The sequence below is a fragment of the Amycolatopsis echigonensis genome (genome assembly GCF_014174495.1).
GTDB classification, from domain to species: Bacteria; Actinomycetota; Actinomycetes; order Mycobacteriales; family Pseudonocardiaceae; genus Amycolatopsis; species Amycolatopsis echigonensis.
The window spans coordinates 12,651-38,531 of record NZ_JACJHR010000050.1 but is presented as its reverse complement, the minus strand read 5'-3'; the positions used below and the strand labels follow the sequence as shown (position 1 = coordinate 38,531).

General features: G+C 70.0%; 22 protein-coding genes. 10 read left to right on the top strand and 12 right to left on the bottom strand.

Annotated elements, in window-relative coordinates:
- Positions 1-10: 10 nt before the first annotated feature.
- Positions 11-892: a 3-oxoacyl-ACP reductase gene (locus tag H5411_RS29370; RefSeq protein ID WP_101434832.1), complete on the bottom strand. Its 882-nt coding sequence runs from the start codon at positions 890-892 to the stop codon at positions 11-13.
- A gap of 124 nt (positions 893-1,016) precedes the next feature.
- Complete coding sequence (locus H5411_RS29365) at positions 1,017-1,202, bottom strand: ferredoxin (protein WP_101434833.1); 186 nt, start codon at positions 1,200-1,202, stop codon at positions 1,017-1,019.
- Positions 1,203-1,305: 103 nt separating this feature from the next.
- Here H5411_RS29365 and H5411_RS29360 point away from each other — a divergent pair, with 103 nt between their 5' ends.
- Both H5411_RS29360 and H5411_RS29355 read left to right on the top strand, forming a co-directional pair.
- Positions 1,306-2,469, top strand: a complete 1,164-nt coding sequence (locus tag H5411_RS29360; protein ID WP_101434834.1) for an acyl-CoA dehydrogenase family protein — start codon at positions 1,306-1,308, stop codon at positions 2,467-2,469.
- 11 nt (positions 2,470-2,480) lie between these two features.
- A complete protein-coding gene (locus H5411_RS29355) occupies positions 2,481-3,509 on the top strand; it encodes an acyl-CoA dehydrogenase family protein (protein WP_183125700.1) in 1,029 nt (342 codons plus the stop codon).
- On the opposite strand, the gene H5411_RS29350 is transcribed toward H5411_RS29355, so the two are convergent.
- The 3 genes from H5411_RS29350 to H5411_RS29340 all read right to left on the bottom strand — a co-directional run bounded on the left by H5411_RS29350 (position 3,493) and on the right by H5411_RS29340 (position 8,758).
- Positions 3,493-6,258, bottom strand: a complete 2,766-nt coding sequence (locus H5411_RS29350) for a bifunctional acetate--CoA ligase family protein/GNAT family N-acetyltransferase (RefSeq protein ID WP_312878647.1) — start codon at positions 6,256-6,258, stop codon at positions 3,493-3,495. The two genes, H5411_RS29355 and H5411_RS29350, sit on opposite strands and share 17 nt — an antisense overlap.
- 356 nt (positions 6,259-6,614) lie before the next feature.
- Entirely contained in the window at positions 6,615-7,787 is a 1,173-nt protein-coding gene (locus H5411_RS29345) for an acetoin utilization protein AcuC (RefSeq protein WP_183125699.1), read from the bottom strand.
- A gap of 131 nt (positions 7,788-7,918) precedes the next feature.
- Complete coding sequence (locus H5411_RS29340) at positions 7,919-8,758, bottom strand: sulfurtransferase (protein ID WP_183125698.1); 840 nt, start codon at positions 8,756-8,758, stop codon at positions 7,919-7,921.
- A 109-nt stretch (positions 8,759-8,867) separates the two neighbouring features.
- On the opposite strand from H5411_RS29340, the gene H5411_RS29335 reads away from it, so the two are divergent.
- From H5411_RS29335 to galE, 3 genes are all read left to right on the top strand, one after another.
- Positions 8,868-9,590 (top strand): metal-dependent transcriptional regulator, encoded by a 723-nt coding sequence (locus H5411_RS29335; RefSeq protein WP_101434839.1) that lies wholly within the window; start codon positions 8,868-8,870, stop codon positions 9,588-9,590.
- Positions 9,587-10,771: a galactokinase gene (gene galK, locus H5411_RS29330; protein ID WP_101434840.1), complete on the top strand. Its 1,185-nt coding sequence runs from the start codon at positions 9,587-9,589 to the stop codon at positions 10,769-10,771. Before H5411_RS29335 ends, galK begins: the two co-directional genes overlap by 4 nt.
- Before the next feature lie 90 nt (positions 10,772-10,861).
- Positions 10,862-11,842, top strand: coding sequence for a UDP-glucose 4-epimerase GalE (gene galE, locus H5411_RS29325; protein ID WP_183125697.1), 981 nt, complete (start codon positions 10,862-10,864; stop codon positions 11,840-11,842).
- Positions 11,843-12,250: 408 nt separating this feature from the next.
- On the opposite strand, the gene H5411_RS29320 is transcribed toward galE, so the two are convergent.
- The gene (locus H5411_RS29320) at positions 12,251-13,357 is read right to left on the bottom strand and encodes a DUF4192 domain-containing protein (RefSeq protein ID WP_183125696.1); all 1,107 of its coding nucleotides are present in this window, start codon (positions 13,355-13,357) and stop codon (positions 12,251-12,253) included.
- A gap of 202 nt (positions 13,358-13,559) precedes the next feature.
- A complete protein-coding gene (locus tag H5411_RS29315) occupies positions 13,560-14,411 on the bottom strand; it encodes a M23 family metallopeptidase (RefSeq protein WP_183125695.1) in 852 nt (283 codons plus the stop codon).
- Positions 14,412-14,502: 91 nt separating this feature from the next.
- Here H5411_RS29315 and H5411_RS29310 point away from each other — a divergent pair, with 91 nt between their 5' ends.
- A complete protein-coding gene (locus H5411_RS29310; protein WP_183125694.1) occupies positions 14,503-15,639 on the top strand; it encodes a histidine kinase in 1,137 nt (378 codons plus the stop codon).
- Entirely contained in the window at positions 15,636-16,277 is a 642-nt protein-coding gene (locus tag H5411_RS29305; RefSeq protein WP_183125707.1) for a response regulator, read from the top strand. The genes H5411_RS29310 and H5411_RS29305 overlap by 4 nt, the downstream gene beginning before the upstream one ends.
- On the opposite strand, the gene H5411_RS29300 is transcribed toward H5411_RS29305, so the two are convergent.
- Complete coding sequence (locus H5411_RS29300; RefSeq protein ID WP_312878646.1) at positions 16,253-17,983, bottom strand: Xaa-Pro dipeptidyl-peptidase; 1,731 nt, start codon at positions 17,981-17,983, stop codon at positions 16,253-16,255. The genes H5411_RS29305 and H5411_RS29300 overlap by 25 nt on opposite strands.
- A 125-nt stretch (positions 17,984-18,108) precedes the next feature.
- On the opposite strand from H5411_RS29300, the gene H5411_RS29295 reads away from it, so the two are divergent.
- The gene (locus H5411_RS29295) at positions 18,109-19,629 is read left to right on the top strand and encodes a DUF4139 domain-containing protein (protein WP_183125692.1); all 1,521 of its coding nucleotides are present in this window, start codon (positions 18,109-18,111) and stop codon (positions 19,627-19,629) included.
- Between the two features lie 4 nt (positions 19,630-19,633).
- On the opposite strand, the gene H5411_RS29290 is transcribed toward H5411_RS29295, so the two are convergent.
- Together H5411_RS29290 and pdxR are read right to left on the bottom strand one after the other, a co-directional pair.
- Positions 19,634-20,065 (bottom strand): CBS domain-containing protein, encoded by a 432-nt coding sequence (locus H5411_RS29290; RefSeq protein ID WP_183125691.1) that lies wholly within the window; start codon positions 20,063-20,065, stop codon positions 19,634-19,636.
- Between the two features lie 98 nt (positions 20,066-20,163).
- Positions 20,164-21,582 carry a MocR-like pyridoxine biosynthesis transcription factor PdxR gene (gene pdxR, locus H5411_RS29285; protein ID WP_183125690.1) on the bottom strand — a complete coding sequence of 473 codons (1,419 nt, stop codon included), beginning with the start codon at positions 21,580-21,582 and terminating at the stop codon, positions 20,164-20,166.
- 82 nt (positions 21,583-21,664) lie between these two features.
- Between pdxR and H5411_RS29280 the strand changes: the two genes are divergently transcribed.
- A complete protein-coding gene (locus H5411_RS29280) occupies positions 21,665-22,243 on the top strand; it encodes a TIGR03086 family metal-binding protein (protein ID WP_183125689.1) in 579 nt (192 codons plus the stop codon).
- Here H5411_RS29280 and H5411_RS29275 read toward each other — a convergent pair.
- Complete coding sequence (locus H5411_RS29275) at positions 22,236-23,129, bottom strand: neutral zinc metallopeptidase (protein WP_183125688.1); 894 nt, start codon at positions 23,127-23,129, stop codon at positions 22,236-22,238. The two genes, H5411_RS29280 and H5411_RS29275, sit on opposite strands and share 8 nt — an antisense overlap.
- 107 nt (positions 23,130-23,236) lie before the next feature.
- Here H5411_RS29275 and H5411_RS29270 point away from each other — a divergent pair, with 107 nt between their 5' ends.
- Complete coding sequence (locus H5411_RS29270; protein ID WP_183125687.1) at positions 23,237-25,246, top strand: prolyl oligopeptidase family serine peptidase; 2,010 nt, start codon at positions 23,237-23,239, stop codon at positions 25,244-25,246.
- Here the strand turns inward: H5411_RS29270 and H5411_RS29265 are convergent.
- The gene (locus tag H5411_RS29265) at positions 25,243-25,830 is read right to left on the bottom strand and encodes a hypothetical protein (RefSeq protein WP_183125686.1); all 588 of its coding nucleotides are present in this window, start codon (positions 25,828-25,830) and stop codon (positions 25,243-25,245) included. The two genes, H5411_RS29270 and H5411_RS29265, sit on opposite strands and share 4 nt — an antisense overlap.
- Between the last annotated feature and the right edge of the window lie 51 nt (positions 25,831-25,881).

The following is a 25,881-nucleotide window of genomic DNA, read 5'->3' as shown; positions in this document are numbered from 1 at the left end:
TCCTCCGGGTTCAGGGCAGCGAAAGCAGATCGGTCGCGGCGAACATCCGCTCCGGGTCCCGACCGGCGAAGTGCGCGCCGACGGTCGCGGCGAGTTCGCCGGTGGTCCAGGCGCCGTTCGCGGCGTCGAACCGCTCCTCCACCGACGGCGGCTTCAGCAAGGCGACCATGCCGCCGTGCACGACGAAAACCTGGCCGTTGACGGCGTCCGCGTCCGGCGAAGCGAGGAATGCGACAAACGGAGCAACGTGTTCGACTGACAACGGATCGAGCCCGTCCTTGGGTGCTTCGCCGAAGACATCCGCGGTCATCGCGGTGCGGGCACGCGGGCAGATCGTGTTGGCGCGCACGCCGTATTTCGCCAGCCCGCGCGCCGCGGACACGGTGAGCGCCGCGATCCCCGCCTTGGCCGCCGAGTAGTTGGGCTGACCGGGAGAACCGACCAGGAACGCCTCGGAAGCGGTGTTCACCAGCCTGCCGTACACCGGCCGTCCCTCCATTTTGGAGCGATCGCGCCAGTACGCGGCGGCGTTGCGGGACAGCAGGAAATGCCCGCGCAGGTGCACCGCGATGACCTTGTCCCAGTCCTCGTCGGACATCGAGAACAGCATCCGGTCGCGGAGCACTCCCGCGTTGTTCACGACGATGTCGAGGCTGCCGAAGTGGTCCACCGCGGCGGACAGCAGTTCCTTCGCGGTTTCGGCCGCCGAGACGTCGCCGGCGACGGCGAGCGCTTTGCCGCCGTGCTTTTCGATCTCGGCGACGACGTCCTTCGCCTCGCCGATGTCGTTGACCACGACGGACGCGCCTTCGCGGGCCAGCGCGAGCGCCTCGGCCCGGCCGAGCCCCGCTCCTGCCCCGGTGACGACAGCGACCTTGCCCTCGAGCGTCATCGAACCGCACCTGCCCGGTCGTCGTTCGTGTTCCGCGTCGACGGTTCCACCCGCGAGCCTCCTCGTCGAAGCCTGCCTGACGCAGCACAGACTAGAATCTGTTCTCGTATTGAGCAAGCCCCGATTAACCGGTCGTGAACAGGGCGTTCTTCGGGCAGCTCTGGACCGCTTGCGAAACACGTTCTACTTCACTGTCCGGAACCGGTCCGATGACCAGGTTCTCGTCGTCGTCGAGATCGAAGACCTCCGGCGCGAACCCCACGCAGACCGCGTTCGCCTCGCACAGCGACCGGTCGACACTGACCTCCATGCTTCCTCCCGTCCGCCACTCCTGGTACAACTAGAACAGGTTCTAGCTTACCGCCGGGGCCCGGTACGACACCACAACGAGACCGGCGGGGTGGAGGTGACGGGTGCGGATCGACTACACGCCGCGGCAGCGGGCGCTGGCCGCCGAGCTGCGGGAGTACTTCGCCGAGCTGATGACGCCCGCGCGGCGGGAAAGCCTCGCCGCGCCCGGCGGCGAGTACGGTGACGGCTTGGCGTACAAGGAAATCGTGCGGCAGCTCGGCAAGGACGGCTGGCTCGCGCTCGGCTGGCCGCGCGAGTACGGCGGCCAGGACCGGAGCATGCTCGACCAGCTGATCTTCACCGACGAGGCGGCGGTCGCCGGGGTGCCGGTGCCGTTTCTGACGGTGAACACGATCGGGCCGACGATCATGCGGTTCGGCACCCCGGAGCAGAAGGCGTTCTACCTGCCGAAGATCGCCGCGGGCGAGCTGCATTTCTCGATCGGCTACTCCGAGCCGGGCGCGGGCACGGACCTCGCCTCGCTGCGCACGCGGGCGACCCGCGACGGCGACGAGTACGTGGTCAACGGGCAGAAAATGTGGACCAGCCTGATCGAGTACGCCGATTACGTGTGGCTCGCCGCGCGCACCGATCCGGAGGCGCGCAAGCACAAGGGCCTGTCGATCCTGATCGTGCCGACCTCCGCGCCGGGCTTCTCCTGGACGAAGGTGCACACCGTCGCCGGCCCCGGGACCAGCGCGACCTACTACGACGACGTCCGCGTGCCGGTCGCGTCGCGGGTCGCCGAGGAGAATGCGGGCTGGCCGCTGATCACCAACCAGCTCAACCACGAACGCGTCGCGCTGACCTCGGCCGCGCCCGTGCGGAAAGCCCTGGCCGACGTCGTGGAATGGGCCCGCGCGGAGTCGCTGACCGACCGCGAATGGGTCCGGACGCACCTCGCGCGCGTGCACGCCTGCGCGGAGTACTTGAAGCTGCGCAACTGGAAGATCGCCTGGGCCGCGGCGGCCAGCGAACTCGGTCCGGCGGAGGCGTCGGCGACCAAGGTGTACGGCACCGAGATGGCGATCGAGGCGTACCGGCTGCTGATGGAAGTGGTCGGCGCGGCCGCGGTCGTGCGCGACGGCTCCCCCGGCGCGGTGCTCGCGGGACGGCTGGAACGGCTGCACCGTTCGGCGTTGATCCTCACTTTCGGCGGCGGCACCAACGAGGTGCAGCGCGACATCGTCGCCGCCACCGCCCTCGGCCAGCCCGTGACGCGTTAGGAGTTCTCCCGGTGGACTTCTCCCTCACCGAAGCACAAAACGACCTCTCCGCCCTGGCCCGGCGCATCCTCGCCGACCAGGTCACCGCGGAATCGCTGGGCCCGCACGGATCCGGCGGCTTCGACGCTCCACTGTGGACTGTTTTGGCCCGCTCCGGCGTCCTCGACGCAGCCCTGCCCGCGACGGTCGGCGGCGGCGGTTTCGGTTTGCTGGAACAGTGTTCTGTCCTGATCGAGATCGGCCGCGCGGTCGCGCCGGTCCCCTATCTGTCGTCGGTCGTCCAGGCTGGCTCGGTGCTCACGGACCCATTGCTGGCTGAGCGATGGCTGTTGCCGGTTTCGCGCGGTAAAGCCGTGCTCGCTGTCGCGTTGGGAGGGTCTTTCGTCGCTTCAGACGGACGCCTTACCGGTACGCAGACCACAGTCCCCTTCGCGGCTTTCGCGGATGCCTTGCTCGTCGAAGCCAACGACGGCGTGTACATCGTCGAGAAGGACGCTGTAGGGGTCTCTATCGAAGCGCAGTCCACCACCGATCACGCGGACGCCGGGCTCGTCACGCTGTCCAACACTCCAGGAGTCGCTCTCGGCGATGTCGGCGAGCAGCTGCGCCTTCGCGGCACGCTCGGCGCTTGCGCACAACAGTTGGGCGTCTTGGAACGCGCGCTTGAGCTGACGGCTGCGTACACGCGCGAGCGCAAGCAGTTCGACAAGGTGCTGGGCAGCTTCCAAGCCGTGCGACACCGCCTCGCCGACGCGTACATCGACGTCGAAGCCGTACGGCTGACGCTGTGGCAGGCAGCCTGGAAGCTCGCCGAAGGCCTCAACGCCGCCGCAGATGTCGCCACCGCGAAGTTCTGGGCCGCCGAAGCCGGACACCGTGTCGCGCACACCGCGGTGCACCTGCACGGCGGAGTCGGCATCGATGTCGAACACCCCGTGCACCGCTACTTCGCCGCCGCGAAACGCCTGGAATTCATGAGCGGCGGCGCGACGGAGCAACTGTTGGGCCTCGGCGAGCTGGTGGTCAGTCCAACGGCGTGATGTGCCGCAGCCGACGCGGTCCAGTATCCGGCCGCGTCGGCGGTGCGCCCACCACCAACCGTGCGTTGGCGACGAATGCGCCGTCCGGCGACGCGAGTATCGGATCCAACGCCAACGACCGCACCTCGGGGTTGTCCTCCGCGAGCGCCGCGACGCGCAGCACCATGTCCTGCAACGCCGCGAGGTCCGCAGGCTCGTCACCGCGATACCCCGTCAGCAACGGCGACGTACGCGGCTCTCGGATCAGCGTCGCCGCGTCGACGTCTGTCAACGGCACCGCCCGGTACGCGCGGTCGCCGAGCAGCGTGCTGACCAACCCGGACAGCCCGAACGACACGAGCGTGCCGAACGACGGGTCGTCCTGCAGCCCGATCACGCACGACAGCCCCTTTGGCGCCATCTGCTGCACGTACACGTCTTCGTCACCGGATACCGCACACAGATCCCGGTACGCGACGCGTACGGAGTCTTCAGACGTCAGGTCAAGCCGTACGCCCGCGAGATCCGGCCGTCCGCGCAACCGCTCGTCCACCGCTTTGAGCGTGACGGGGTAGCCAAGCTCAGCCGCCGCACCGACGGCCGCGTCTTCGCTGGAAGCCACCCGGAATGGCACTACGTCCACGCCGTAACAGCTGAGCAACCGCACCACATCGTCGTCGGACAGCAGCGTCGAACTGCCGTCCTCCGGCAGCAACTCGCGCACGATCTCCTGCGCCTGTTCGACGTGGAGACCGCTGGGCCGCACCAACGTCCCCTGCGGCCGCTGCCGCCACGCGGCGTACCGCACCACGCGCGCCAACGCGTTCACCGCGCGCTCCGGGCTCGAGTACGACGGAATCGACCCGCGCGTCGGCACCCCGTCGTCGGAAAGCACCGCCAGCTCGTCCGGCACGCCTTCCGCAGCGAGGAACGTCGAGACGATCGGCTTCGACTGCTTCATCTCCGACACCGCTTCGCGCAACGCTCGCGCGTACGCGGTGCCAGGAATCGCCACCGGCGGCGCGAAAACCGCTATCAACGCGTCAGTGTCCGGCGAATCCAACGCCTCCCGCACCGCCGTCGCGAACTCGTCCGGCCCGGCCTGCGGCCCGATGTCGACCGGATCGAACGCCAGCCGCAACCCCTCCGAGCGGGCCGTATCGGCCGCCAGCAGCCCGATCGCACTGGAGTTCCCGACGATCCCGATGCGCGGCCCCGCCGGCAGCGGCTGGTGCGCGAACACGAGCGCGGTGTCGAACAACTGCGCCAGAGACTCGACCCGGACGACCCCGGCCTGCTCGAACAGTGCCTGCACACTGGCCTCGTCGACCTCCGCCGACGTCGCCGCGAGCTGCGGCCGCACCGCGTGCCGCCCCGACTTCACCGCCACGATCGGCTTCGACCGCGCCAGCCTGCGCGCCAGCCGCGCGAACTTGCGCGGGTTGCCGAACGACTCCAGATACAGCAGCACCAGGTCGGTGTCCGGGTCGGTTTCCCAATACTGCAGCAAGTCGTTGCCGGACACATCCGCCCGGTTGCCCGCCGACACGAACGTCGACAAACCCAGCCCGCGCGACCCCGCGTCCGCCAGGATCGCCGTTCCGAGCGCCCCCGACTGGCAGAAGAACCCGGTCCGCCCGCGCTTCGGCAACCGCGGCGCGAGCGTCGCGTTGAGCCGGACGTCCTTGGCGGTGTTCAGCACCCCCAACGCATTCGGCCCGACCACGCGCATCCCGTGCGCCCGCGCCTCGCCGACCAGCCGCAACTCCGCGTGCAACCCGAGCGGCCCCGACTCCGCGAACCCACCGGAGACGATCACGAGTGTTTTGACGCCCTTGGCCAAACACGCGTCCAGCACCGATTCGACGGCCTCCGCCGGAACCGCCACCAACGCCAGATCGACCGGATCCGGAATATCCAGCACGGACGGATACGCCCGCACCCCGCGCACCGACCGATGCTCCGGATTGACCGGATACACCGCCCCCGCGAAATCGGCGGCGAGCAGGTTCGCGAACGCGACATGCCCGACCTTGGTGGGATCCGCGCTGGCCCCGATCACCGCCACCGTGTCGGGGTGGAGCAGATTGTGCACACTCCGCGCTTCCGCGGCTTGTTCCCGAGACCGCGCGACCGCAAGGGACTCCTCGGTGGGGTCGATGTCGAACTCGAGATGCAGCACGCCTTCCTCGATCGCGCGGCTGACCTGGTAACCGGCGTCGCGGAACACGCGCACCATCGTCGCGTTCTCGCTCAGCACCTCGGCCACGAACCGCCGCAACCCGCACTCCGACGCGGCCGCGGCGAGGTGCTCCAGCAGGATCGACCCGAGCCCGCGCCCCTGATGCTTGTCGTCGACGACGAACGCGACCTCCGCCGAGGGCCCGTGATCGAGCCTCTCGTAGCGCCCCACCGCGACCACGTCGTCTCCCAGCAAGGCCACGAACGCGACCCGATCGTGGTGGTCCACAGTGGAAAACCGCTCCAGATCCCGCGGCGGGATGCGCGGGTAGGCGCCGAAGTAGCGGAAGTACCGGGTGCGGTCGGAAAGCCTGCTGTGCAGGGCTACGAGCCCGTCGGCGTCGCTGGGGACGACGGGTCGCAAGTGGACAGTGCCGCCGTCGGAGAGGACGACGTCGGCTTCCCAATCGCGCGGGTAGTCGTAGGGATCGCGCTTCCCGTCCGCGGCACGGTATTCGGGGTTCTTGCCTTTCGCGGCGGGGTTCGCGGCTTCAGCAGACTGGCCGGACGCACCAGGCTTTCCGCTCACCGCAGTTTCGCCCCGCGAGCCGCTCTCGGCAGCCGAACCCGGCGACCCGGCGGCAGCACTGCCGGTCGCCGGTGTTCCTGCCGCACCAGGTCCTCCCTCAGCGTGGCGGGCAGGATTCTGCGCTCCAGATCCGCCAGACCCACGGGTCGTGCGGTTGTCAGAAGCGGGGTTGCCCGGGCCAGGGTCGGACGCGTTGGCCCCGCCAGAACCGCCCATCGCCCGAGCGTCACGAGCGGAAACACCGCCCGCGTCGGGCGCGGCAGGTCCACTGGAACCGCCGGTCGGGCGGGTGTCGGGAGCGGGGTCGTCCGGGCCGGGGTCGCCGGTGCCGGGACGGCGTGGCTGGTCGGGCATGGTCAGTCCCTCGGATCGTCCGGGTCGAGGCCGTGCAGCGGGAAGATCGCGCGGCGGGTGTCGCGGATCGCGATGTCCACCGGGTCGTCCGCGTCGTCGCCCCACCGTTTGAAGGCGGTGTCCTTGCCGTCGGTCATCGCGGCGGGGAGGTCTGCGGCCGGGGCCGCGCCTTGGACCGTCGAGACCCAGCCGGGCGGCAGCGGTGTTTCCGGCGGGACGTCGCGGTCCAGCACGGTCGCCATCAGGTGCGTCCACGAGCGCGGCACGACGCGGATCAGCTGGTATCCCCCGCCGCCGACGGCGAGCCAGCGGCCGTTCGCATAGCGTTCGGCCAGGTCGCGCAGCGTGGAGTAGATGGTGCGGTGTCCGTCGACCGACAGGGACATGTCGGCCATCGGGTCTTCCTCGTGCGAGTCGACCCCGCACTGGGTGACGAGCAGCTGCGGCTGGAACTCTTGCAGCACAGCCGGAACCACCGCGTCGAACGCCCGCAGCCACCCGGGGTCTCGTGTGTGCGGCGGCAGCGGGATGTTCACCGCGGAACCGGCCGCTTTCCCCTTGCCGATCTCGGCGGAGTAGCCGGTGCCGGGCCAGAGCGTGAACGGATGCTGGTGCATCGAGACGGTGAGGACGCGCGGGTCGTCGTAGAACGCGGCTTGGACGCCGTCGCCGTGGTGCACGTCGGTGTCGACGTACGCGATGCGGTCGAAGCCGTGGTCGAGCAGCCACGAGATAGCGATCGCACAGTCGTTGTAGATGCAGAACCCGGACGCGTGATCGCGCATCGCGTGGTGCAGCCCGCCCGCGATGTTGACTGCCCGGCGCACCTCGCCGTCGGCGATCTTGCGCGCGGCGAGCAGCGTCGAGCCGACGACCAGTGCGGTCGCGTGATGCATATCGGGGAACACGGGGTTGTCGTCGGTGCCGAGCCCGTGCCCGACGTCCCATCCGACGTTCGGCGCTTCCCGCACGGCGGCCAGGTACTCCGGCACGTGGACGCGCAGCAGTTCCTCGTCGCCTGCCGCGGTGGGCACGAGCAGATCGACGCCGTCGAGCACGCCCAGCTCGGTGGCGAGCCGCACGGTGAGGTCGAGCCGGACGGGGTTGAACGGATGCTGCCCGCCCAGGTCGTACTTCAGCAGCGACGGATCCCAGACAACTGCAGGCGACGACATGCATCGCACTGTACTTCCCCGCAGCGTCCCCAGCCGGGTTCCGCGGCGGGGTGGAACTCAGCCGCGCCGCCTCTCACCCGGAAACCTCCGGACGAGAAGTCGGTGCACAGCGCCGAAAGCTCCGACGGAAGTCAGCCGCGTTCGGGACCGGTGGCCGCGGGGCGTTCCGGATCGCGCGACCAGTGCGACCACGACCCCGCGTACAGCGCGGCGGGTTCCGGATGCCCGGCGACCTCCAGCGCGAGCACCACCGAGGACGCCGTGACGCCCGAACCGCAGTAGGCGCCGACCGGAACCCCGTCCGTCAAGCCCAGCGACGCGAACCGCTCGGCGAGCTCGGACGGCGACTTCCAGCGCCCGTCCGCTCCCGCGTGCTCGGACGACGGCGCGCTGACCGCACCCGGGATGTGCCCGGCCCGCGGGTCGACCGGCTCGGTCTCGCCGGTGTAGCGGACGTGCGCCCGCGCGTCGAACAGCACACCCTCGCGCGCGAGCGCCGCCGCGTCGTCGGCCGACAGGACCGGCATGGCTCCCGGCCGGACGTCGATGTCGCCCGGCTCCGGCGACGGCGTCTCGGCCGTCACTTCCCGACCCTCGGCCAGCCACGCTGCGTAACCGCCGTCGAGCACCGCGACCTCCGGATGCCCGGCCCAGCGCAACAGCCACCAGGCACGCGCGGCGACCGAACCGTCGGCGTCGTCGTACACGACCACCGGACGCCCGGCCCGGACCCCGGCTTTTCGCAGTTCGCGCTGCAGCACCGCCGGGTCGGGCAGCGGGTGGCGGCCGCCCTCCCCGGGCGGCGCGGCCAGCGCCGTGTCGAGGTCGACGAACACCGCGCCGGGCAGGTGTCCCTCCTGGTAGGACTCCGCTCCCGGCGGTCCGCCGAGCCGCCAGCGGACGTCCAGCACGACGGGACGCTCGCGGCCGGTCAGCGCGGCGAGCTCAGCGGGCGAGATCAACGGTCGCATGGTCCCATCCTGCAGGTCCGGACGCGGTTCGCGCACCAGGGCAGGACTTTTCGGCGCGGCCGGGCCGTTACGCCGAGGCGAGCCGTCGCTGTCGGGGCCGGCGACTACGATGAGCTACGCGGACGAAGGGGACAGCGTGAACGATCTCATCGACACCACCGAGATGTACCTGCGTACCATCTACGAGCTCGAAGAGGAAGGGGTCGTTCCGCTGCGGGCCCGGATCGCCGAGCGCCTGCAGCAGAGCGGGCCCACCGTGAGCCAGACCGTGGCCAGGATGGAGCGCGACGGGCTGGTCGTCGTCGCCGACGACCGGCATCTGCAGCTCACCGACCACGGCCACGACCTCGCCGTCGCGGTCATGCGCAAGCACCGGCTCGCCGAGCGCCTCCTCGTCGACGTCATCGGCCTCGAGTGGGAGCACGTGCACAACGAGGCGTGCCGCTGGGAGCACGTGATGAGCGAGGCCGTCGAGCGCAAGCTGGTGAAGCTGCTCGACCACCCGACCACGTCGCCGTACGGCAACCCGATCCCCGGGCTCGACAAGCTCGGCGACGGCGACCCCGCGCCGCGCGCCGAGGACGGCCTGGTGCGCCTCGACGAGTTCGCCCGCACCGGCGGCGGCGAGGTGGAGATCCGCCGCATCGCCGAACACGTGCAGCTCGACGAGTCGCTGCTCACCGAACTGCGGACGGTCGGGATCGTGCCCGGCGGGTTCGTCACGGTCGGCAAGGCGGCGGGCGGCAGCGCCACCGTCGAGGTCAAGGGCACCGAAACCACGGCGCAGGTGTCCACCGCGGCGCTGCACGCTGTGCTGGCGCTCGCCAAGTGAGCCCGGCGACCGACGCGGCGCGCGCGTTCCGCGAAGTCCACGGGCGGGCCCCGGCAGGCGTGTGGTCCGCGCCGGGCCGGGTGAACCTGATCGGCGAGCACACCGACTACAACGACGGGTTCGTGCTGCCCTTCGCGCTTCCGCACCGGCTGGCCGCGGCCGCGTCCCCGCGCGAGGACGGCAAGCTCCAGGTCGCCACTCTCGGCGACGACGGGCAGCTGCAGCACTCCGGGCCGCACGACATCGCCGCGCTCGAACCGGGTTCGGTCGACGGATGGGCCGCGTATCCCGCCGGGGTGGCGTGGGTGCTGCGCGACCAGGGCTACGCGGGCGGCGCCGACGTGGTCGTCGCGGGCGACGTGCCGTCCGGGGCGGGGCTTTCTTCCTCTCACGCGCTGGAATGCGCGGTTTCGCTGGCTTTGCTGGGCGTGGCCGGGGTCGAACTCGAAGACGGCGGAGCGACGACTCCCACTCGTCCGGAGATCGCGCGCTGGGTGCAGCGGTCGGAAAACGACTACGTCGGCGCGCCTACCGGGCTGCTCGACCAGACGGCGTCGCTGTGCTGCGAGGACTCGCGGGTGCTGTTCCTCGACGTCCGCTCGGGCGAGATGGAGCAGGTGCCGTTCCCGCTCGCCGAGGCCGGGCTCCGGGTGCTCATCATGGACACCCGCACCAAGCATTCCCACACCGACGGCGGCTACGGCGCGCGGCGGCGCGGCACCGAGCGCGCGGCGGAACTGCTCGGCGTGAAGGCGCTGCGCGACGTCACGCTCGACGGCCTCGACGACGCCCTGGCGCAGCTGCCCGAAGATCTGGTACCGCTGGTGCGCCACGTGGTCACCGAGAACCAGCGGGTGCTCGACGTGGTCGCGTTGCTGCGCGAGAAGAAGCTCGCCGAAATCGGGCCGCACCTCGACGCGTCGCACGTGAGCATGCGCGACGACTACCGCATCTCGACGCCCGAGCTGGACCTCGCGGTCGACTCGGCCCGCTCGGCCGGCGCGCTGGGCGCGCGGATGACCGGCGGCGGGTTCGGCGGCTCGGCCATCGCACTGGTCCGCGACGAGGATCTGGACGGAGTTCGCACCGCGGTCGAAACCGCCTGTGAGCAGGCCGGGTTCCGCCGTCCGCGGATGTTCACGGCGGTGCCGTCGCGCGGCGCGGGCCGCGACGAGGCCTGATTTCCGGAGCAACCCCCGGAGGGTCTGTCGCGTCGCACCAAGGGGAGACTGTGCCGCACAGTCGCCACCCCTCAGCAGAAAGGCCTTGACGTGACGGACCAGCAGAGCCCCCTGAAACTCATCGTGACGGGCGGCGCGGGGTACGTGGGCAGCGTGTGCGCGGCCCGCCTCATCGAAGCCGGTCACCAGGTCACCGTGGTGGACGACCTGTCGACCGGGCACGCGGACGCGGTGCACCCGCAGGCGCGCTTCGTCGAGGGCGACGCGGCCGAGGTCGCCGCGGACCTGCTCGGCGAAGGTTTCGACGGCGTGCTGCACTTCGCCGCTAAGTCGCTGGTGGGCGAGTCGATGACCGACCCGGCGAAGTACTGGGAAGGCAACGTGGTGACCTCGCTGCGGCTGCTGGAGGCGATGAAGAAGCACGGCACGCCGCGCCTGGTGTTCTCCTCCACCGCGGCGACCTACGGCGAGCCCGAGGTGTCGCCGATCCCGGAAACGGCCCCGACGCAGCCGACCAACACCTACGGCGCGTCGAAGCTCGCCATCGACCACGCGATCACCAGCTTCGCCCGCGCCCACGGCCTCGCCGCGGTCAGCCTGCGGTACTTCAACGTGGCCGGAGCCTACGGCGCGTTCGGCGAACGGCACACCACCGAAACCCATCTCATCCCCCTCGTCCTCCAGGTCGCGACCGGCGACCGCGAACACATCTCCATCTACGGCGACGACTACCCGACGCCGGACAAAACGGCCGTCCGCGACTACATCCACGTGGTCGACCTCGCCGACGCCCACCTCCTCGCCCTGCGCCACGCCGCCGCGGGCGAGCACCGCATCTACAACCTCGGCAGCGGCACCGGGTTCTCGGTGCTCGAGGTCGTCGAATCCTGCCGCCGGGTCACCGGGCATCCGATTCCCGCCGTGGTGGCCCCGCGCCGCGCCGGCGACCCGTCGGTGCTGGTCGCGTCGAGCGACAAGGCCAACGGCGAACTCGGCTGGACCCCCAAGCTGACCGACCTCGACGGGATCGTGTCGGACGCCTGGCAGTTCACCCAGTCGCGTCGTTCCTGACGGCAGTTCCGGACCGGGCACCGCCCGGGTCAGGTTCGCGCACAGCATTCCGGTGCGGAGGGCGGGGATTCGGGTGGATCCCCGCCCTCCGCGTCGTTGCTGCGAGCGCATCGTTCAGACGCGCCCGCAGCAGGACACCGAAAGTCCACTGAGGACTCAGCAGCGCAGGATTCGACTCGGGCACGTCAGCAACGGGACGGCGCGGCTCGCACCCGGCCACTCCCCTGCGCCGGAACACCAGCCGGTATCCAGGAAAAACCCTGCGGCCCTGCCCGGGCAACCTCGTCCCATCACCGTCGCGATGAACCGGGGGCAACCTCGGCTCAGGCCCACGCCCCGCCTCGCGGCCAGGAAACCCGGCCTCACCCACGCCACTCCGGCCCGGAAGTCTCGTCGGCAACGGTCATCTCATCCCCGCGGCGGCCCAGATCTTCGCCCCGGACCCGCCTCCCCACCGTTCCCCGGCTCCGGCGGCGGAGACAAGCCCAGATCCACCGCGGTGCTCAAGTCGGCGAGACCGGTCAGTTTCGCCGGGTCCGTGCCGATGTTCCACGCGGCCTGCAGCAACTGCGCCACCACATGAGCGGGGTCGGCTTCCACGGCGTTCGCCAAGGCCATCCCGGCGAGCGCGCCTTCCCCACGCATCAAGGCGGTGTAGCCGAGATGCAGCGCGGCCTCGGCACGGTGCGGTGGCGGTAGTTCGCGGACCAGCGTCAGCCACACCTCCTCCGCCTCGCGGGTCAGCGACGTGTGCGGCGGGACCGCGAGAGCCAGGCAGGCGTCGCGGACGGGGTTGAACGTCAACGCGTGGGCGAGGCGCACAGCTTGGTCGTCGTCGGGCGGGCCCGCACCTCGGCGCTGGCGAAGGAATGCGTCGCGGAGTTCGCCAACCGCCGCGTCCAGGACGTCGCTGTGCGACATGCCAGGGCTGCACAACGGTTCCGGACAGGACGCCAGCAAGTCAGCCCGGCGGGCGGTCGCTTCCGGCGACCGGGGTTCAAGGACGGCAGCCAGCTCTTCGCGGCTGCGGAAGACCACGAAGCCCGCCTCCGTGGTCGCGGCGGCGATGACGGTTTCCTGCGGATCGGGCAGAACACCGCGGCAGTCCGGATCCCGGTAGCACGACCATGGTGCACCGGGTTCGATCTCGGCGGTCCACAAAGCATGGAACAGGCGGAGGTTGTGCCGCGCCAGGCCACGCTCCAGCTCGGCTGCGAATTCCCGGTAGGGTGGACCGTTTTCGTCCGCTGAACCGCCGACGAGGACGGCGGTGACGCCGTTGTGCTCGTGGTCGGCGAAGCGCGGGATCAGCGCATCTGCTTGCTGTGCTTGGAGTTCTCGCGGCGGAAGGTCGGCGCGCAGCATCAGGCCTATCGTCGTGCCGGGTACCCGATGGCCCAGCAGCACGAGGGAATCGTCGGGACGGAAACCGAGCAGGTACGGGAGCGAGGCGATGAGGTCGGCCGGCTTGCTGAGGGTGGCCCGGGAGATGCCGGGCGGCGTCGAGATGGTCACGCCTCCACTGTGCGCCGCGAACCCGCGAATCGGGGCCAGCACGGCAAATCTGTGGACGACGGCAGGCAGTTGTGGACAACCGCGTCACGAGCGGGGAGCACCGGCGGAAATTGTCGGTGGCGTGTGCATCAACACGATGCGTCCACAATAGACAGAATGCTGCCGGAGCCAGCACGGCTCCGGCAGCATCGTCAGAAACCGCTCAGCCGCAGTGTTCGAACGGGCTCGTGTACGAGGCTGAGCCGACCGAACCACCCCACTTGACGCACGTGGACCCGGCGTTCTTCTTCACCGGCCCGGCGTAGTAGGTGAAGTTCCCCGAATCCGTCGCCCTGGTCGACCCCTGAACCTCCAGGAACGCCGAAACTGGGCTGACCGTCCCGAGGGAAACCGCCTTCAGGGTCGTCACGCAGTTCTCTTTGGAGGACGAGTTGTACAGCAGATACGCGGTGCCCGCCGTCCCCAGCGCCTGCTGGTCGATCACCGAAAAGCCCGACCCGCACACCTCCGTCGCCGAGTACGGGTTGCCTCCGCAGCCGTTCTTGCTCGTGAAGTCCTTCTTGCCGTAATACGGCACCGCGACGCCGTTCAGCACGGCCTTTTGCGTCACGCCGTTCAAATTTTCTTCGAAATGCAGATGCGGCCCGGTCACCCCGCCGGTCGCGCCCGCCTTGCCGATCTCCTTGCCCTGCCCGACGCTCTGACCCACCGAGACTTCCTGCTCGGAAAGGTGCGCGTACCGGGTCCGCCAGCCGCCGCCGTGGTCCAGTTCGATCCAGCGGCCGTAGCTGGTGCTGCCCTCGTTCGCGACGCGCGTGACCGTTCCGGGCGCGGAGGCGAGCACCGGCATGCCGGTGATGCCGGACTTCTGGAAGTCGACCGAGTTGGGCGGGTTGTGGCCGCTGAAGGTCGCCGCGGTGACCGTCACGCCGCACTTGAATGGCACCTGGAAGTTGGGGGCCGCGGACGCCGTCGACTGGGCGGCGAGCGTCAGGCCGCACGCGGGCAAGGCCACCGCAGCCGCGACCGCCGCGAACCGTCTCAATCTGGACATGGGGCGTACCTCCTGATGGGGGAAATGTCCGACGCCCTCCAGCCAAGCCGGAGCCAGTACATTTTCCGTACAAGACGACCGGGGAGGGCCCATGGGCACACCAGCGGCCTCCCTCGCCAAGGCGCGGCGGCGGTTCGAGGGCGCCGACTGGGTGCGCTGGGGCGTGCTCGCCGTGCCGGCCCTGTTCGCGATGCCGAGCGCTCGCCCCTGGACGTGGCCGCTGATCGCGCTGGTTCTCGTGCTGTCCGTCCCGGCGCTCTGGCTCACCCGGGAGTCGCGGCCGCGCTGGCTGATGCCCGCGACCATGATCGCCGTCGTCGCGGCGGCGGGCGCCCTGTGGATCCTGCAGCCGGGCAGCTGGACCGCGACGACGATGTTCGGCGCGACCTTCTACACCCTTCGCGTGTCCGGCCGGGTCGGGGCGGCGATCTCGCTCGCCGTGGCCTCGGCGACGATCCTTGCCTGGTCGATCGTCTACGACCTCGATTGGCTGAACGCGGTCGCCTTCTTCGCGGTCCTCGTCGTGATGGTGCTGCTCGCCGCCAACCGGCGGAGCCGCGCGGAACGGCTGGAACAGACCGAACTCGCGCTCGCCCGCGCCCAGACCGCCAGCGAGGAACACGCGCGCGCAGCAGCGCTCGCCGAACGCGCGCGCATCGCCCGGGAGCTGCACGACGTCCTCGCGCATTCCCTCGCCGGTCTTGCACTCAACCTCCAGGGCGCGCGCCTGCTGCTGGTCCGCGACGGTGCGAGCGAAGAGTCCCTCGCGCAGATCGAACGCGCGCAGAAGCTGGCGACGGACGGTCTCGCCGAAGCGCGCAAGGCTGTCGCCGCGCTGCGCGAAGACGCCGTACCCGTCGAGCGCTCGGTGTCGGACCTTCTCGCCGCGTACAGGCTCGACACCGGCTCTCGCGCCGACCTGGTGATCGAAGGCGAACCGCGCGAGCTAGACGCCGCTGTCGGCACAACGCTCGTACGCGCCGTACAGGAAGCCCTCGCGAACTCTCGCAAACACGCTGGCGGTCCCGCCCTAGACGTCACGGTGGCTTTCAACAACGACGAAGTCGACTTAACGATCATCGACCACCAGGGCCGCCGTCCGCCGGAGCCGCCGTCGCCGGGATACGGTTTGCGAGGCATGGGCGAACGGGTCGCGCTGGTGAACGGGAAGCTCGAATGCGGCCCTGGGGAGGACGGATGGCGGATTCACCTGACGGTGCCGGCGTGACGCTGCGCGTGGTCTTGGCCGACGACCAGGCAGTAGTGCGCGAAGGTCTCGTCACGCTGCTCGGGCTGCTGCCCGGCGTCGAGGTGGTGGGCGCGGCGGCAGACGGCGTACAGGCTCTCGAACTTGTCTCGGAGCACCAGCCGGACGTACTGCTCGTCGACCTGCGCATGCCGAAGCGCGACGGCGTCGAGACGACCGAACTGGTCCGCGCGCAGCATCCGAAGACCGAAGTCGTCGTCCTCACCACGTACGCCGACGACGATTCCCTCCTCGCCGCGCTCAAAGCCGGTGCGCGAGGCTTCCTCACCAAGGACGCCGACGCCGACGCGATCGTCCGCGCCCTCCGCTCAGCGGCCGCCGGTCAGTCCACTGTGGACGGCGCGCTCCAGCAACGGCTGGTTGCCGCCGCGACGAGCCGCGCCCCGGTGCGCACCAAGGAACTGGAAGGCCTCACCGCACGCGAAGTCGAAGTGTTGCGGCTGATCGCGGCCGGGCTGTCGAACACGGAGATCGCGCGCACCCTCGTCGTCAGCGAAGCGACGGTGAAGACGCACGTCAATCACCTGTTCTCCAAGGCCGGTCTGCGCGACCGGGCCCAGGCCGTCGCCTTCGCCTACCGCGCCGGGATCGCCGAGTAGAACGCCTTCTTCCCGCCGGCGATCGGCAACGTGACCGTCGTCCCGGTCAGGTCCAGCGACAGTCCCGCACCGGGCCGCGGCCGCAGCGTGAAGTCGTGGTCGCTGGAGGCCAGCACGAACTCCAGGCGATGTCCGGCAGCCACGATGTAGTCCTTCGGCATCAGCGAGACCTCGATGCGGTACCGCTGTCCGGGGGTGATCGGCGACGTGACCGACGGGCTGATCCGGTTCTGCGGGTCCGTCCAGCCGCGGCTGATCACGTGGGAACTGCCGTCCGGCGCGCGGTCCAGCAGCACCGCGGTGACGTTCGCGGCCGGGCGGTCGAACGACAGCCGCAGCTCGGCTTTCGCCGTGCCGGACAACCGCACCGGTGCCGTGGCCGCGGAAGTGCGGTAGCGCAAGCGGTTCCCGGACGACGTCGCATCGGCGAGCTGTTCGATCTTCTTGCTCGCGTCGTCGGCCAGTGTTTCGACGGTCGGACGGCCGGGCACCGGCTGCCGGTCGAGTGCCCCGGTCGAACGTCCGCCCGGCCATGGGTGCAGCTCGACGTCCGAGGTGCCCGGCGCGGGCCATTCGGCCTCGTCGACCCACGACTTGTCCTCGCGTTGAATGGTCGCCTTCGGCTCGCGCTCGATCCCGTTGTCGACGCCGTAGAGATAGTGCGACATCCACTTGTTCAACGTCGTGAGCCAGACGTCGCGGCGCAGCGAAATCGGGTCCGCGTGGCCCGACTGGTGCAGCCAGATCTTGTGCTCGACGCCGTGCTTCTTCAGCGCTTCGTACCAGGTGGCGACCTGCTCGGTCTTGACGTTCCAGTCGTTCAGCCCGTGCACCGCGAGCACCGACGCGTGCACCTTGCCGACGTCGTTCCGGTAGTTCCGCACGTCCCAGAACTGGCTGTAGTCCCCGGTCAAGCGGTCCTGCGCGGCGGTGAGGCCGTCGAGCACCGGACGGCAGATCTGCCGGTCCGCACGCGAGTAGACGTAACCGGCCAGCACGTCCGTGTCCTCGCCCTGGTATCCGCCGGGAGCCACGACCGCGCCGGCGTTGCGGTAGTAGCCGTACCAGCTCGAAATGGCGGCGATCGGCACGATCGTCTCGAGCCCTTCGACGCCGGTGCTCGCCACCGCGTTGGGCAGCGTGCCGTTGTACGACACGCCCATCATGCCGGTCTTCCCCGTGCTCCACCTCGCCGTGACGGACGCTCCGGCCTGGTCGTGCGCGGAAGCGCGGCCGTTCAGCCAGTCGACCACCGAGCGCGCGCCGATCGTCTCGTTCACGTCGCCGGTCGTCGGGCAGCCGGTCGACAGCCCGGTGCCGAGGGATTCGCCGTACACCACAGCGAATCCGCGCGCGGTGAAGTAGTTCTGGTAGCTCCACCCGATCGGCGGCGCGGCGTGCGGGCCCGGCACGTACAGCTCGGTGTCGACGTTGTGGTTCGGCACGTCGTTGCCGCCCGCGAAGTACGGGCTCGCTTCGTACACGACAGGCACCTTCATGCCCTGCTCCGTGGCGCGCGGACGCACCACCTGCGCGTGTACGAGGTCAGGCTTGCCGTCGTGGTCGCTGTCGACGGGCGCAGTGACCCACAGGTCCTCGCGGATGACGTCAGCCGGATCGAAGACCGGCTGCGCTTGACCGTCGGTGAAGACGGGCACGGGCGGCGAAGCAGCTTCAGCGACCGCGGGCACGGACAACGTGGCCACTGCGACGAATACGGCAGCGACGCGAGCGGCAACTCCCACCAGAACCCCCAAGCCGGACGAAGCAGGCGAGCAGCTTCGAGACTTCCGTCAACCGCAAGTTGCGTCAACCGACTAACGTCGGAGCCATGGACGCACCGATAGTCACGGTTACGGTCTATCCGCAGCACGCGCGCGTCACCCGCCGCTGTCAAGTCACTCCGGCGGACGGGTCCCGCGTAGAAATCACGGGACTCCCCTTGTCGCTCGACGCTGCTTCGGTGCGCGTCAGCGGAGCGGGCGACGCGTTGGTTACGGGCGTCGACGTCGCGTACGTGCAACACGCCGAGCCTGCGGACCCAACGCTGCGCGCGCTCGTGGAGCAGCGTCGCGCGGACCAAGCGACTGTCGACGAAGTAGCGGACGACGAGAGCGCAGCTGCGGCGCGCGTCGACCTGTTGACCGGCGTCGCGCGACGCAGCGGAGCGAGCTTCGCGAAGGCGTTGGCTGGCGGCGACGCGGAACCGGGGCGTGTCCAGGAAGTGAGCGAAGCGCTCAGCACGCAGTTAGCCGTGGCGCTCAAGGAACGTCGCGCGCTCGCCACGAGGCTGGAACGGCTGCACGAAGACCTCGCCGCACTCGACCGTCAGATCGAAACCCGCAGCGCACAGTCCGAACAGGACAGTTCCACCATCGTGGTGGAGCTGGAATCCCCCGCCACCGCCGAAATTGAACTGTCCTATGTGGTCCCCGGCGCGCGCTGGGAATCCGGATACGACGTCCGCGTACGCGGCACCGACGTCACCGTCACCTCGTACGGATTGGTCAGTCAGCACACCGGCGAGGACTGGCCGGAGTGCGAACTGACGCTGTCCACCGCCCGCCCGGCGAGCACCGTCGTGATCCCGGAACTCCAGCCCTGGTATCTGGACCGGCAGCAACCGGAGCGCCGGTCGATGGTGCCGCCTGCTCCCGCGGCCGCGATGGCATACGGCGCCGCACCCGCCGGTCGAGACGGCTTCGCCGCGCACGTCGCCGAAGTCGAGCAGGGCACCACCGCGGTCACCTTCCGCCCCGCACGCCCGGTCGCGATCCCGTCCGGCGCGCAAGGCCACCGCACGACGCTCGCGCAGCTGGACTTCACCGCGGAACTGGACTACGTGACCGCGCCGACGCAGGCCGAAGAGGCCTACCTGCGCGCGAAGGTGGTCAACACCGGGGAGCACACGCTTCGCGCCGGTCGCGCCGCGGTGTTCCACGAAGCCGAATTCGTCGGCAGCACGCTGCTGGAACTGTGGGCACCCGGAGAGGAACGCGAACTCGCGCTGGGCGTCGACGACCGGATCCGCGTCGAACGCGAGCTGGTCAAGCGCAGTGCCAGCAAGGCGACGTTCTCCGCGCAACGCCGTCGCGAAGCCGATTACCAGACGACGGTCACCAACCACAGCCCGCGCGAAGCCGTGGTGTCCGTGCTCGACCAAGTCCCGGTCTCCCGGGACGACGCGATCACCGTGCGGGACCTGCGGGTCAGCCCGGAGCCGGTCGAGCGCACCGAACTGGGCCAGTTCACCTGGCGGCTCGCGATCGCACCCGGAGCCTCCGAGACGGTCTCGCTCGGCTACCGGGTGGATGTCGCGAAGGGCGTCGAGCTCAGCGGCTGGCGCGAGTGACGCGTCAGCCCTGGGAGATGTAGGCCTCCAGCTGCTCCTGGCTCTGTTCCAGCTGCTCCATCCGGATCTTCACCACGTCGCCGATGCTCACGATGCCGGCCAGGCGCCCGCCGTCGAGCACCGGCACGTGCCGGATCCGCCGTTCGGTCATCACGACGCTGAGCTGGTCCACCGGATCGTCCGGCGTGCAGCTGGCGACCATGGTGGTCATGATGTCCGCGACCGGCCCGTCGAGGATCGAGGGCCCGTGGTCGTTGAGCTGGCGCACGACGTCGCGTTCGGACACGATCCCGGCGATCCCGCCTTCGGCGTCCACCACGACCATCGCGCCCACGTTGTGCCGGGCCAGGCCCGCCAGCAGCTCGGAGACGGTCGTCCCCGGCGACACAGTGGCGACCGTCGCGCCCTTGCGCTGAAGCAAATCCGCAATCCGCATGGCGATGCCCTCTCCTCGGTGAGTCGGGTCACATCAGGTTAGGGCCCCGGTGCCGAGTGCGAAAGTCCAGCGGGACGCGTCCGTTCGTGGTAACGCGATCATTCGGGACCGCTGTCGAACACCCTCCGCAACCGGGCGAGACCGGGCCCGATCTCCTCCGCCGCGATCGCGCCGTAGCCGAACAGCAGCCCGTGCCGCCGCGCCGCCACGGAGAAATCGCCGAGCGAAAACAGCCGGACGCCCGCGCCGGACGCCTTCCGCGCGAAGCCGCGCAGATCCCGGTCCGCCGACGCGCTCAGGTGCAGCCCCGCCGACGCCGGGACCGGCTCCAGCACGTCGCCGAATTCGGCGCGGAGACCGTCCACGAGGAGGTCGTGGCGGGCGCGGTAGATGCCGCGCATCCGGCGGACGTGCCGGGCGAATCCGCCTTCGGCGACGAACGCCGCGACCACCGCTTGTTCGATGCCCGGGGAATGCCAGTCGGCGAGGTATTTGGCCTTCACGATCGCTTCCGCCAACGCGGGCGGCGCGGCGAGGAAACCCAGCCGCAGCGCGGGCGACAGAACTTTCGAGAACGAGCCGACGTAGACCACCCGGCCGTGAGAATCCAAGCTGTGCAACGGTTCCAGCGGACGCCCGGAGTAGCGGAATTCGGTGTCGTAATCGTCCTCGACCACGACTGCCCCGTTGTCCTCCGCCCAATCCAGCAGCGCTCGCCGACGAGACGGCGACATCGCGACACCGAGCGGGTACTGGTGCGAAGGCGTCACGTGCACCAGGCGAGTGCCCGGCGGAATCGCGTCGACCACGATGCCCTCGTCGTCCACCGGAACCGGCGCGACGCGCACTCCGAGCGTGCCCAGCAGCAGGCGCGGCGGCGGGTAACCGGGATCCTCGACCGCGGCCAGGTCGCCGGGCCGCAGCAAGACCCGCGCGACGAGGTCGATCGTCTGTTGCGCGCCTGAAGTGATCACGAGGTGTTCGGGGCGCACGCGCACGTTCCGGGACACCGCGAGGTGCCGCGCGAGTTCGGTGCGCAGCCGGGGATCGCCCTGGGGTTCGCCGTAAGTCATCAGTTCCGCGCGGGAACTGCGCAATGCCTGGGTCGTCAGCCGACGCCAGGTCTCGAACGGAAACAGCCGCACATCCGGTGCCCCGGCGCGGAAATCGAACTCCGGCGGGTCGGTGAACGCCTTCGGCGGCGCGGGCACATCTGTCCACTCTGGACGCGGCTGGACGCCGTCGGCGAGCCCCGTCGGTTCAGCGGGCCGTGGCGCGGCACCGGCGCGCACGTAAGTACCGGCACCGACCCGGCCGGTGAGGAATCCTTCCGCGGTGAGGCGTTCGTACGCGGCGGTGACGGTGGTGCGCGAAACGGCCAGCTGGTGCGCCAGTTCCCGGGTCGGCGGCAGCACGTCGCCGTCGCGGAGCCGCCCGTCGAGCACCGCCTCGCGGATCTGGCGGTAGATCTCGTCGCGATGGCCGCGGGTGCCGGAAAGGTCGAGGTGCAGGTCCACGCGTTCAGCCTAGATTGGTCCACCGCAGTTGGGTCTATTTTGGCTCTCTTCCTGGACCGATCCGGCGGTTAGCGTGAAGCGCATGACCACGTTCGATCTCGACCGGCAGTCTCTGCTCGTCCTCGATCCCATCGTCTCGAAGATCACCGCCGCGGACCTCGACCGGCCCACGCCGTGCACCGGCTGGACGCTCGCCGACCTGCTCCGCCACCAAGTCAGCGAAAACCGCGGCTTCGCCGAAGCCGCGCGCAACGGCTCCGCGAAGGACTGGCACAGCGGTCAGCTCGGTGAAGACGCGTACGCCGCGTACGCAGCTTCGGTGACCGACTACCTCGATGCGTATGGCGAAGCCGACGTCGCGGAACGCCAGATCACCATCAGCACCTTCGGCACCTTCCCGGGCACAGTGGTGGTCGCGATGCACCTCGTCGACACCGTCGCGCACGGCTGGGACCTGGCCAAGACCCTCGACGTCGCCTACGACCCGGTACCGGAAGCAGTCCACGCCGCACTGCAGTTCGCGCTCATGATCCCGACCGACCCGAAAGAACGCGTCGAACGAGGGACCTTCGCGCCGGTGGTGCCCGTCGGCCCGGACGAAAGCGAGCTGGACCAGTTCCTCGGCCTGCTGGGCCGCGACCCGCAGTGGCGCGTCAGCTGACCTTGTCCGCCGGGGCCGACCAGGTGTCGCAGGCAGCCGGGCCGGATCCGGTGTAGCCGGCCTTCGCCCAGGCCAGCTGGTTCGCGCGGGTGCCGTGGTCGCCGCTGTCGTCGGCGCGGCCGTAGTCGGCGACGGCGGCGTTCGCGGTGGCCCGGCTGATCGAACCGCGGTCCGCCGCGGCGTTGAGGAACAGCGCGCCGAAACAGTTGGCCTGGAGTTCGATCCGGCGCACGACCGCCTTGTCCGCTTCGCTGGTCGGTTCCGGCGAACCCATCTCCGCGCTCGCCGCGTCGAGGATGCCGCTCTCCCGCTGGACGTGATGGCCGTACTCGTGGGCAAGCGTCGCCAGGTGGCGAGGACGGCTCAAGCCCGCATCCGACAGCATCCAGTCGGTGGGCGCGTAGATCGTGGCGTCGCCGCCGCAGTAATACGCGACCGCTTCGTCCCGCGACGGCGCGCTGCCGCAGGCGCTGGTCTTCGGCAGCGTGACCGACACCTTGACCGGCAGGTTCGGCTCGTCCGCTTTGTCCAGCGCGGGCTGCCACGCCTGCTTCAGACAGCCCACGAGCGCGGTGTAGAACGCCTTGAGCTGCTCCGCGTCCCGGCTCAGCTCCGGCAGGTCGCACGACACGGGACCGAGCGCGATCCCGCCGGCGAGCAGCGGGTTGCCGCGGAGCTTGCGCACCGGTTTGGCGTCCTGGCGGTCCGGCATCGAGTCGGCGTTCGGGGCTGCCATCGCGTGCCCGGACACCTCGTGCGGGACCGCAGCCATGAGCGCGAGCGTGACAGCGACGATCGCCACCGCCGCGACGGCGCCCAGCGCTTTGCCCGCCTTCCGGCGCGGCGGAGCCTGCGGCGGCCACGAGCCTCCGGCGTGATACGTCATTCCTCCCCCTCCCGGCCAGCATACGGAGACCGCGAGCCGCCCTGGATCACGAAACGGGAACGCCGGGCTCCTGGCCGGATCCGCGACGGACAGCGAGACTGGACGCTATGACTGTCGAAGATCCGTACCTGTGGCTGGAAGACGTGACGGGCGACGAGGCGCTCGAATGGGTCCGTTCGCGCAACGCGGAGACGCTGGACGTGCTCACCGCGAGCGAGAGGTTCGGGCAGCTGCGGGACTCGATCCGCGAGGTGCTCGACGCGGGCGGGCGGATCCCGTACGTCGTGCGCCGGGGGACGCACTACTACAACTTCTGGCAGGACGCCGAGCACCCGCGCGGGCTGTGGCGGCGCACCACGCTGGAGCAGTACCGCACCGCCGAACCGGACTGGGAGATCCTGCTCGACGTCGACGCGCTCGCCGCGGCCGAGGACGAGAGCTGGGTCTGGAAGGGCGCCGCGGTGCTGCGTCCCGGGCACCGGCTCGGCTTGGTCCAGCTGTCGCGCGGCGGCGCGGACGCGACCGTGGTCCGCGAGTTCGACCTCGACGCGCACGAGTTCGTGGAGGACGGGTTCACCCTCCCCGAGGCGAAGCACCGGATCGGGTGGATCGACGCCGACCGGGTGTACCTCGGAACGGACTTCGGCCCGGGCTCGCTCACCACGTCCGGATATCCGCGCCTGGTGAAGGAATGGCGGCGCGGCACTCCGCTCGAAGAAGCGGTTCTCGTCGCCGAGGGCAAGCCGGACGACGTCGCGGTGACGGCGTACCACGACCCGACCGAGGGTTTCGAACGCGATTTCGTGCGCCGGGCGATCGATTTCTACCGCACCGAGCACTTCGAGCGGACCCCGTCGGGACTGACCAAACTGGACCTGCCCGAGGACGTCGAGGTGTCGACGCACCGCGAATGGCTGCTCGTGCACCCGCGCAGCGCGTGGACCGTCGGCGGCGTCGAACACCCCGCAGGGACGCTGCTCGCGATCCGCTACGACGCGTTCAAGTCGGGCGACCGCGATTTCACCGCGCTCTTCACCCCGGACGCGCACACGTCGCTGGACTACTACACGTGGACCCGCAACCATCTCCTGCTCGCGACGCTGCACGACGTCAAGTCGGAGCTGCGCGTGCTGACGCCCGGTCCGGACGGCTGGGCCGAGGCGGAACTGGGCGGTGCGCCGGAATTCGGCAGCGCGCACATCGTCGACACCGAACCGGACGTCGACGACGAGTACCTGGTGGACTCCTCCAGCTACATCCAGCCGTCCACGCTCACCCGCGGCGTCGTCGGCGGCGACGTCGAGGTGCTGAAGCAGGCGCCGGCGTTCTTCGACGCGACCGGGATCGAGGTCAGCCAGTACTTCGCGACGTCGGACGACGGCACGAAGATCCCGTACTTCGTGGTTCGCCCGCCCGGCGCGGAAAACGGCCCGACGCTGCTGTACGGCTACGGCGGTTTCGAGGTTTCGCTGACCCCGTCGTACGGCGGGGTCGTCGGCCGGTCCTGGCTGTCGCGCGGCGGCACATACGTGGTCGCGAACATCCGCGGCGGCGGCGAGTACGGCCCGGAATGGCACATGCAGGCGGTGAAGGAGAACCGGTACAAGGCGTTCCAGGACTTCGCGGCGGTCGCGCGCGATCTCGTCGCACGGGGCATCACGACGAAGGAACGGCTCGGCATCCAAGGCGGCAGCAACGGCGGGCTGCTGATGGGCGTGATGCTCACCAGCTACCCGGAGCTGTTCGGCGCGATCGTGTGCCAGGTGCCGTTGCTCGACATGAAGCGCTACCACTTGTTGCCGGCCGGGGCGTCCTGGATGGCCGAATGGGGTGACCCGGACGTGCCGGAAGAGTGGGAGTACATCTCGAAATACTCGCCGTACCAGAAGGTTTCCGCGGACGGCGATTACCCGCCGATCCTGTTCGTCACCTCTACCCGCGACGACCGCGTGCATCCCGGGCACGCGCGCAAGATGGTCGCGCGGATGCGGGAACAGGGCCACGACGTGGAGTACTTCGAGAACATCGAAGGCGGCCACGGAGCGGCGGCCGACAACGAACAACTCGCGTTCCGTTCGGCGGTCGCGTACGAGTTCCTCTGGTCGAAGCTTTCCTAGACCAGGCCCCGGGGCCGCGCCCGCACGCGCGGCCCCGGGCGGATCGACGGTCCTCTGTGGACATCCGCGAGCGCTCGCTCGAACCGTGCCCAGGCATCGGTGACGAACGCCAGCCAGGGCATCCCCAGTCGTCGTAACGCGCGTCCATGGCCGACCAGGACGCCGCCGGTTTCCAGTATCGCTCTGGCTCGCCACCTGGCGGTCGCCGCGATTCCCCAGCGCCGCAACCGGTCCACGTGGTAACCCAGCCGTCGTTCCAGCCCGGCGAGCACACGCGCGGCTACCTCCGTCGTAACCGGGTCGCGGGTGCCGTCCCGCAACGCGTGGTAGTAGCCGAGCGCGAGCACGTCGGAGATCAGCTGGCTCATCACGTCGCCTTTTCCCGGCTGGCTCGCGGTTTCGAGCAGGCGCGCCACCAGCCGCTGGTCTTCGGCGGTCAGCTCGTCCGGCGGATTCCGGAACCGGCGGACGCTGCGCGCGACCACCGGATCCAGCGGCACGCCACTCCCCCACGTCGGCTGCGGCCGGACCTTCCGTCGCCGTGCCTCCGCCTCGAACACCGCATTCCAGTCCACGGCGGCCATGCTGCCGCTCCGATGTGCCGGTCTGGCGGGGAGATTGTGGAGGTTCGGTGG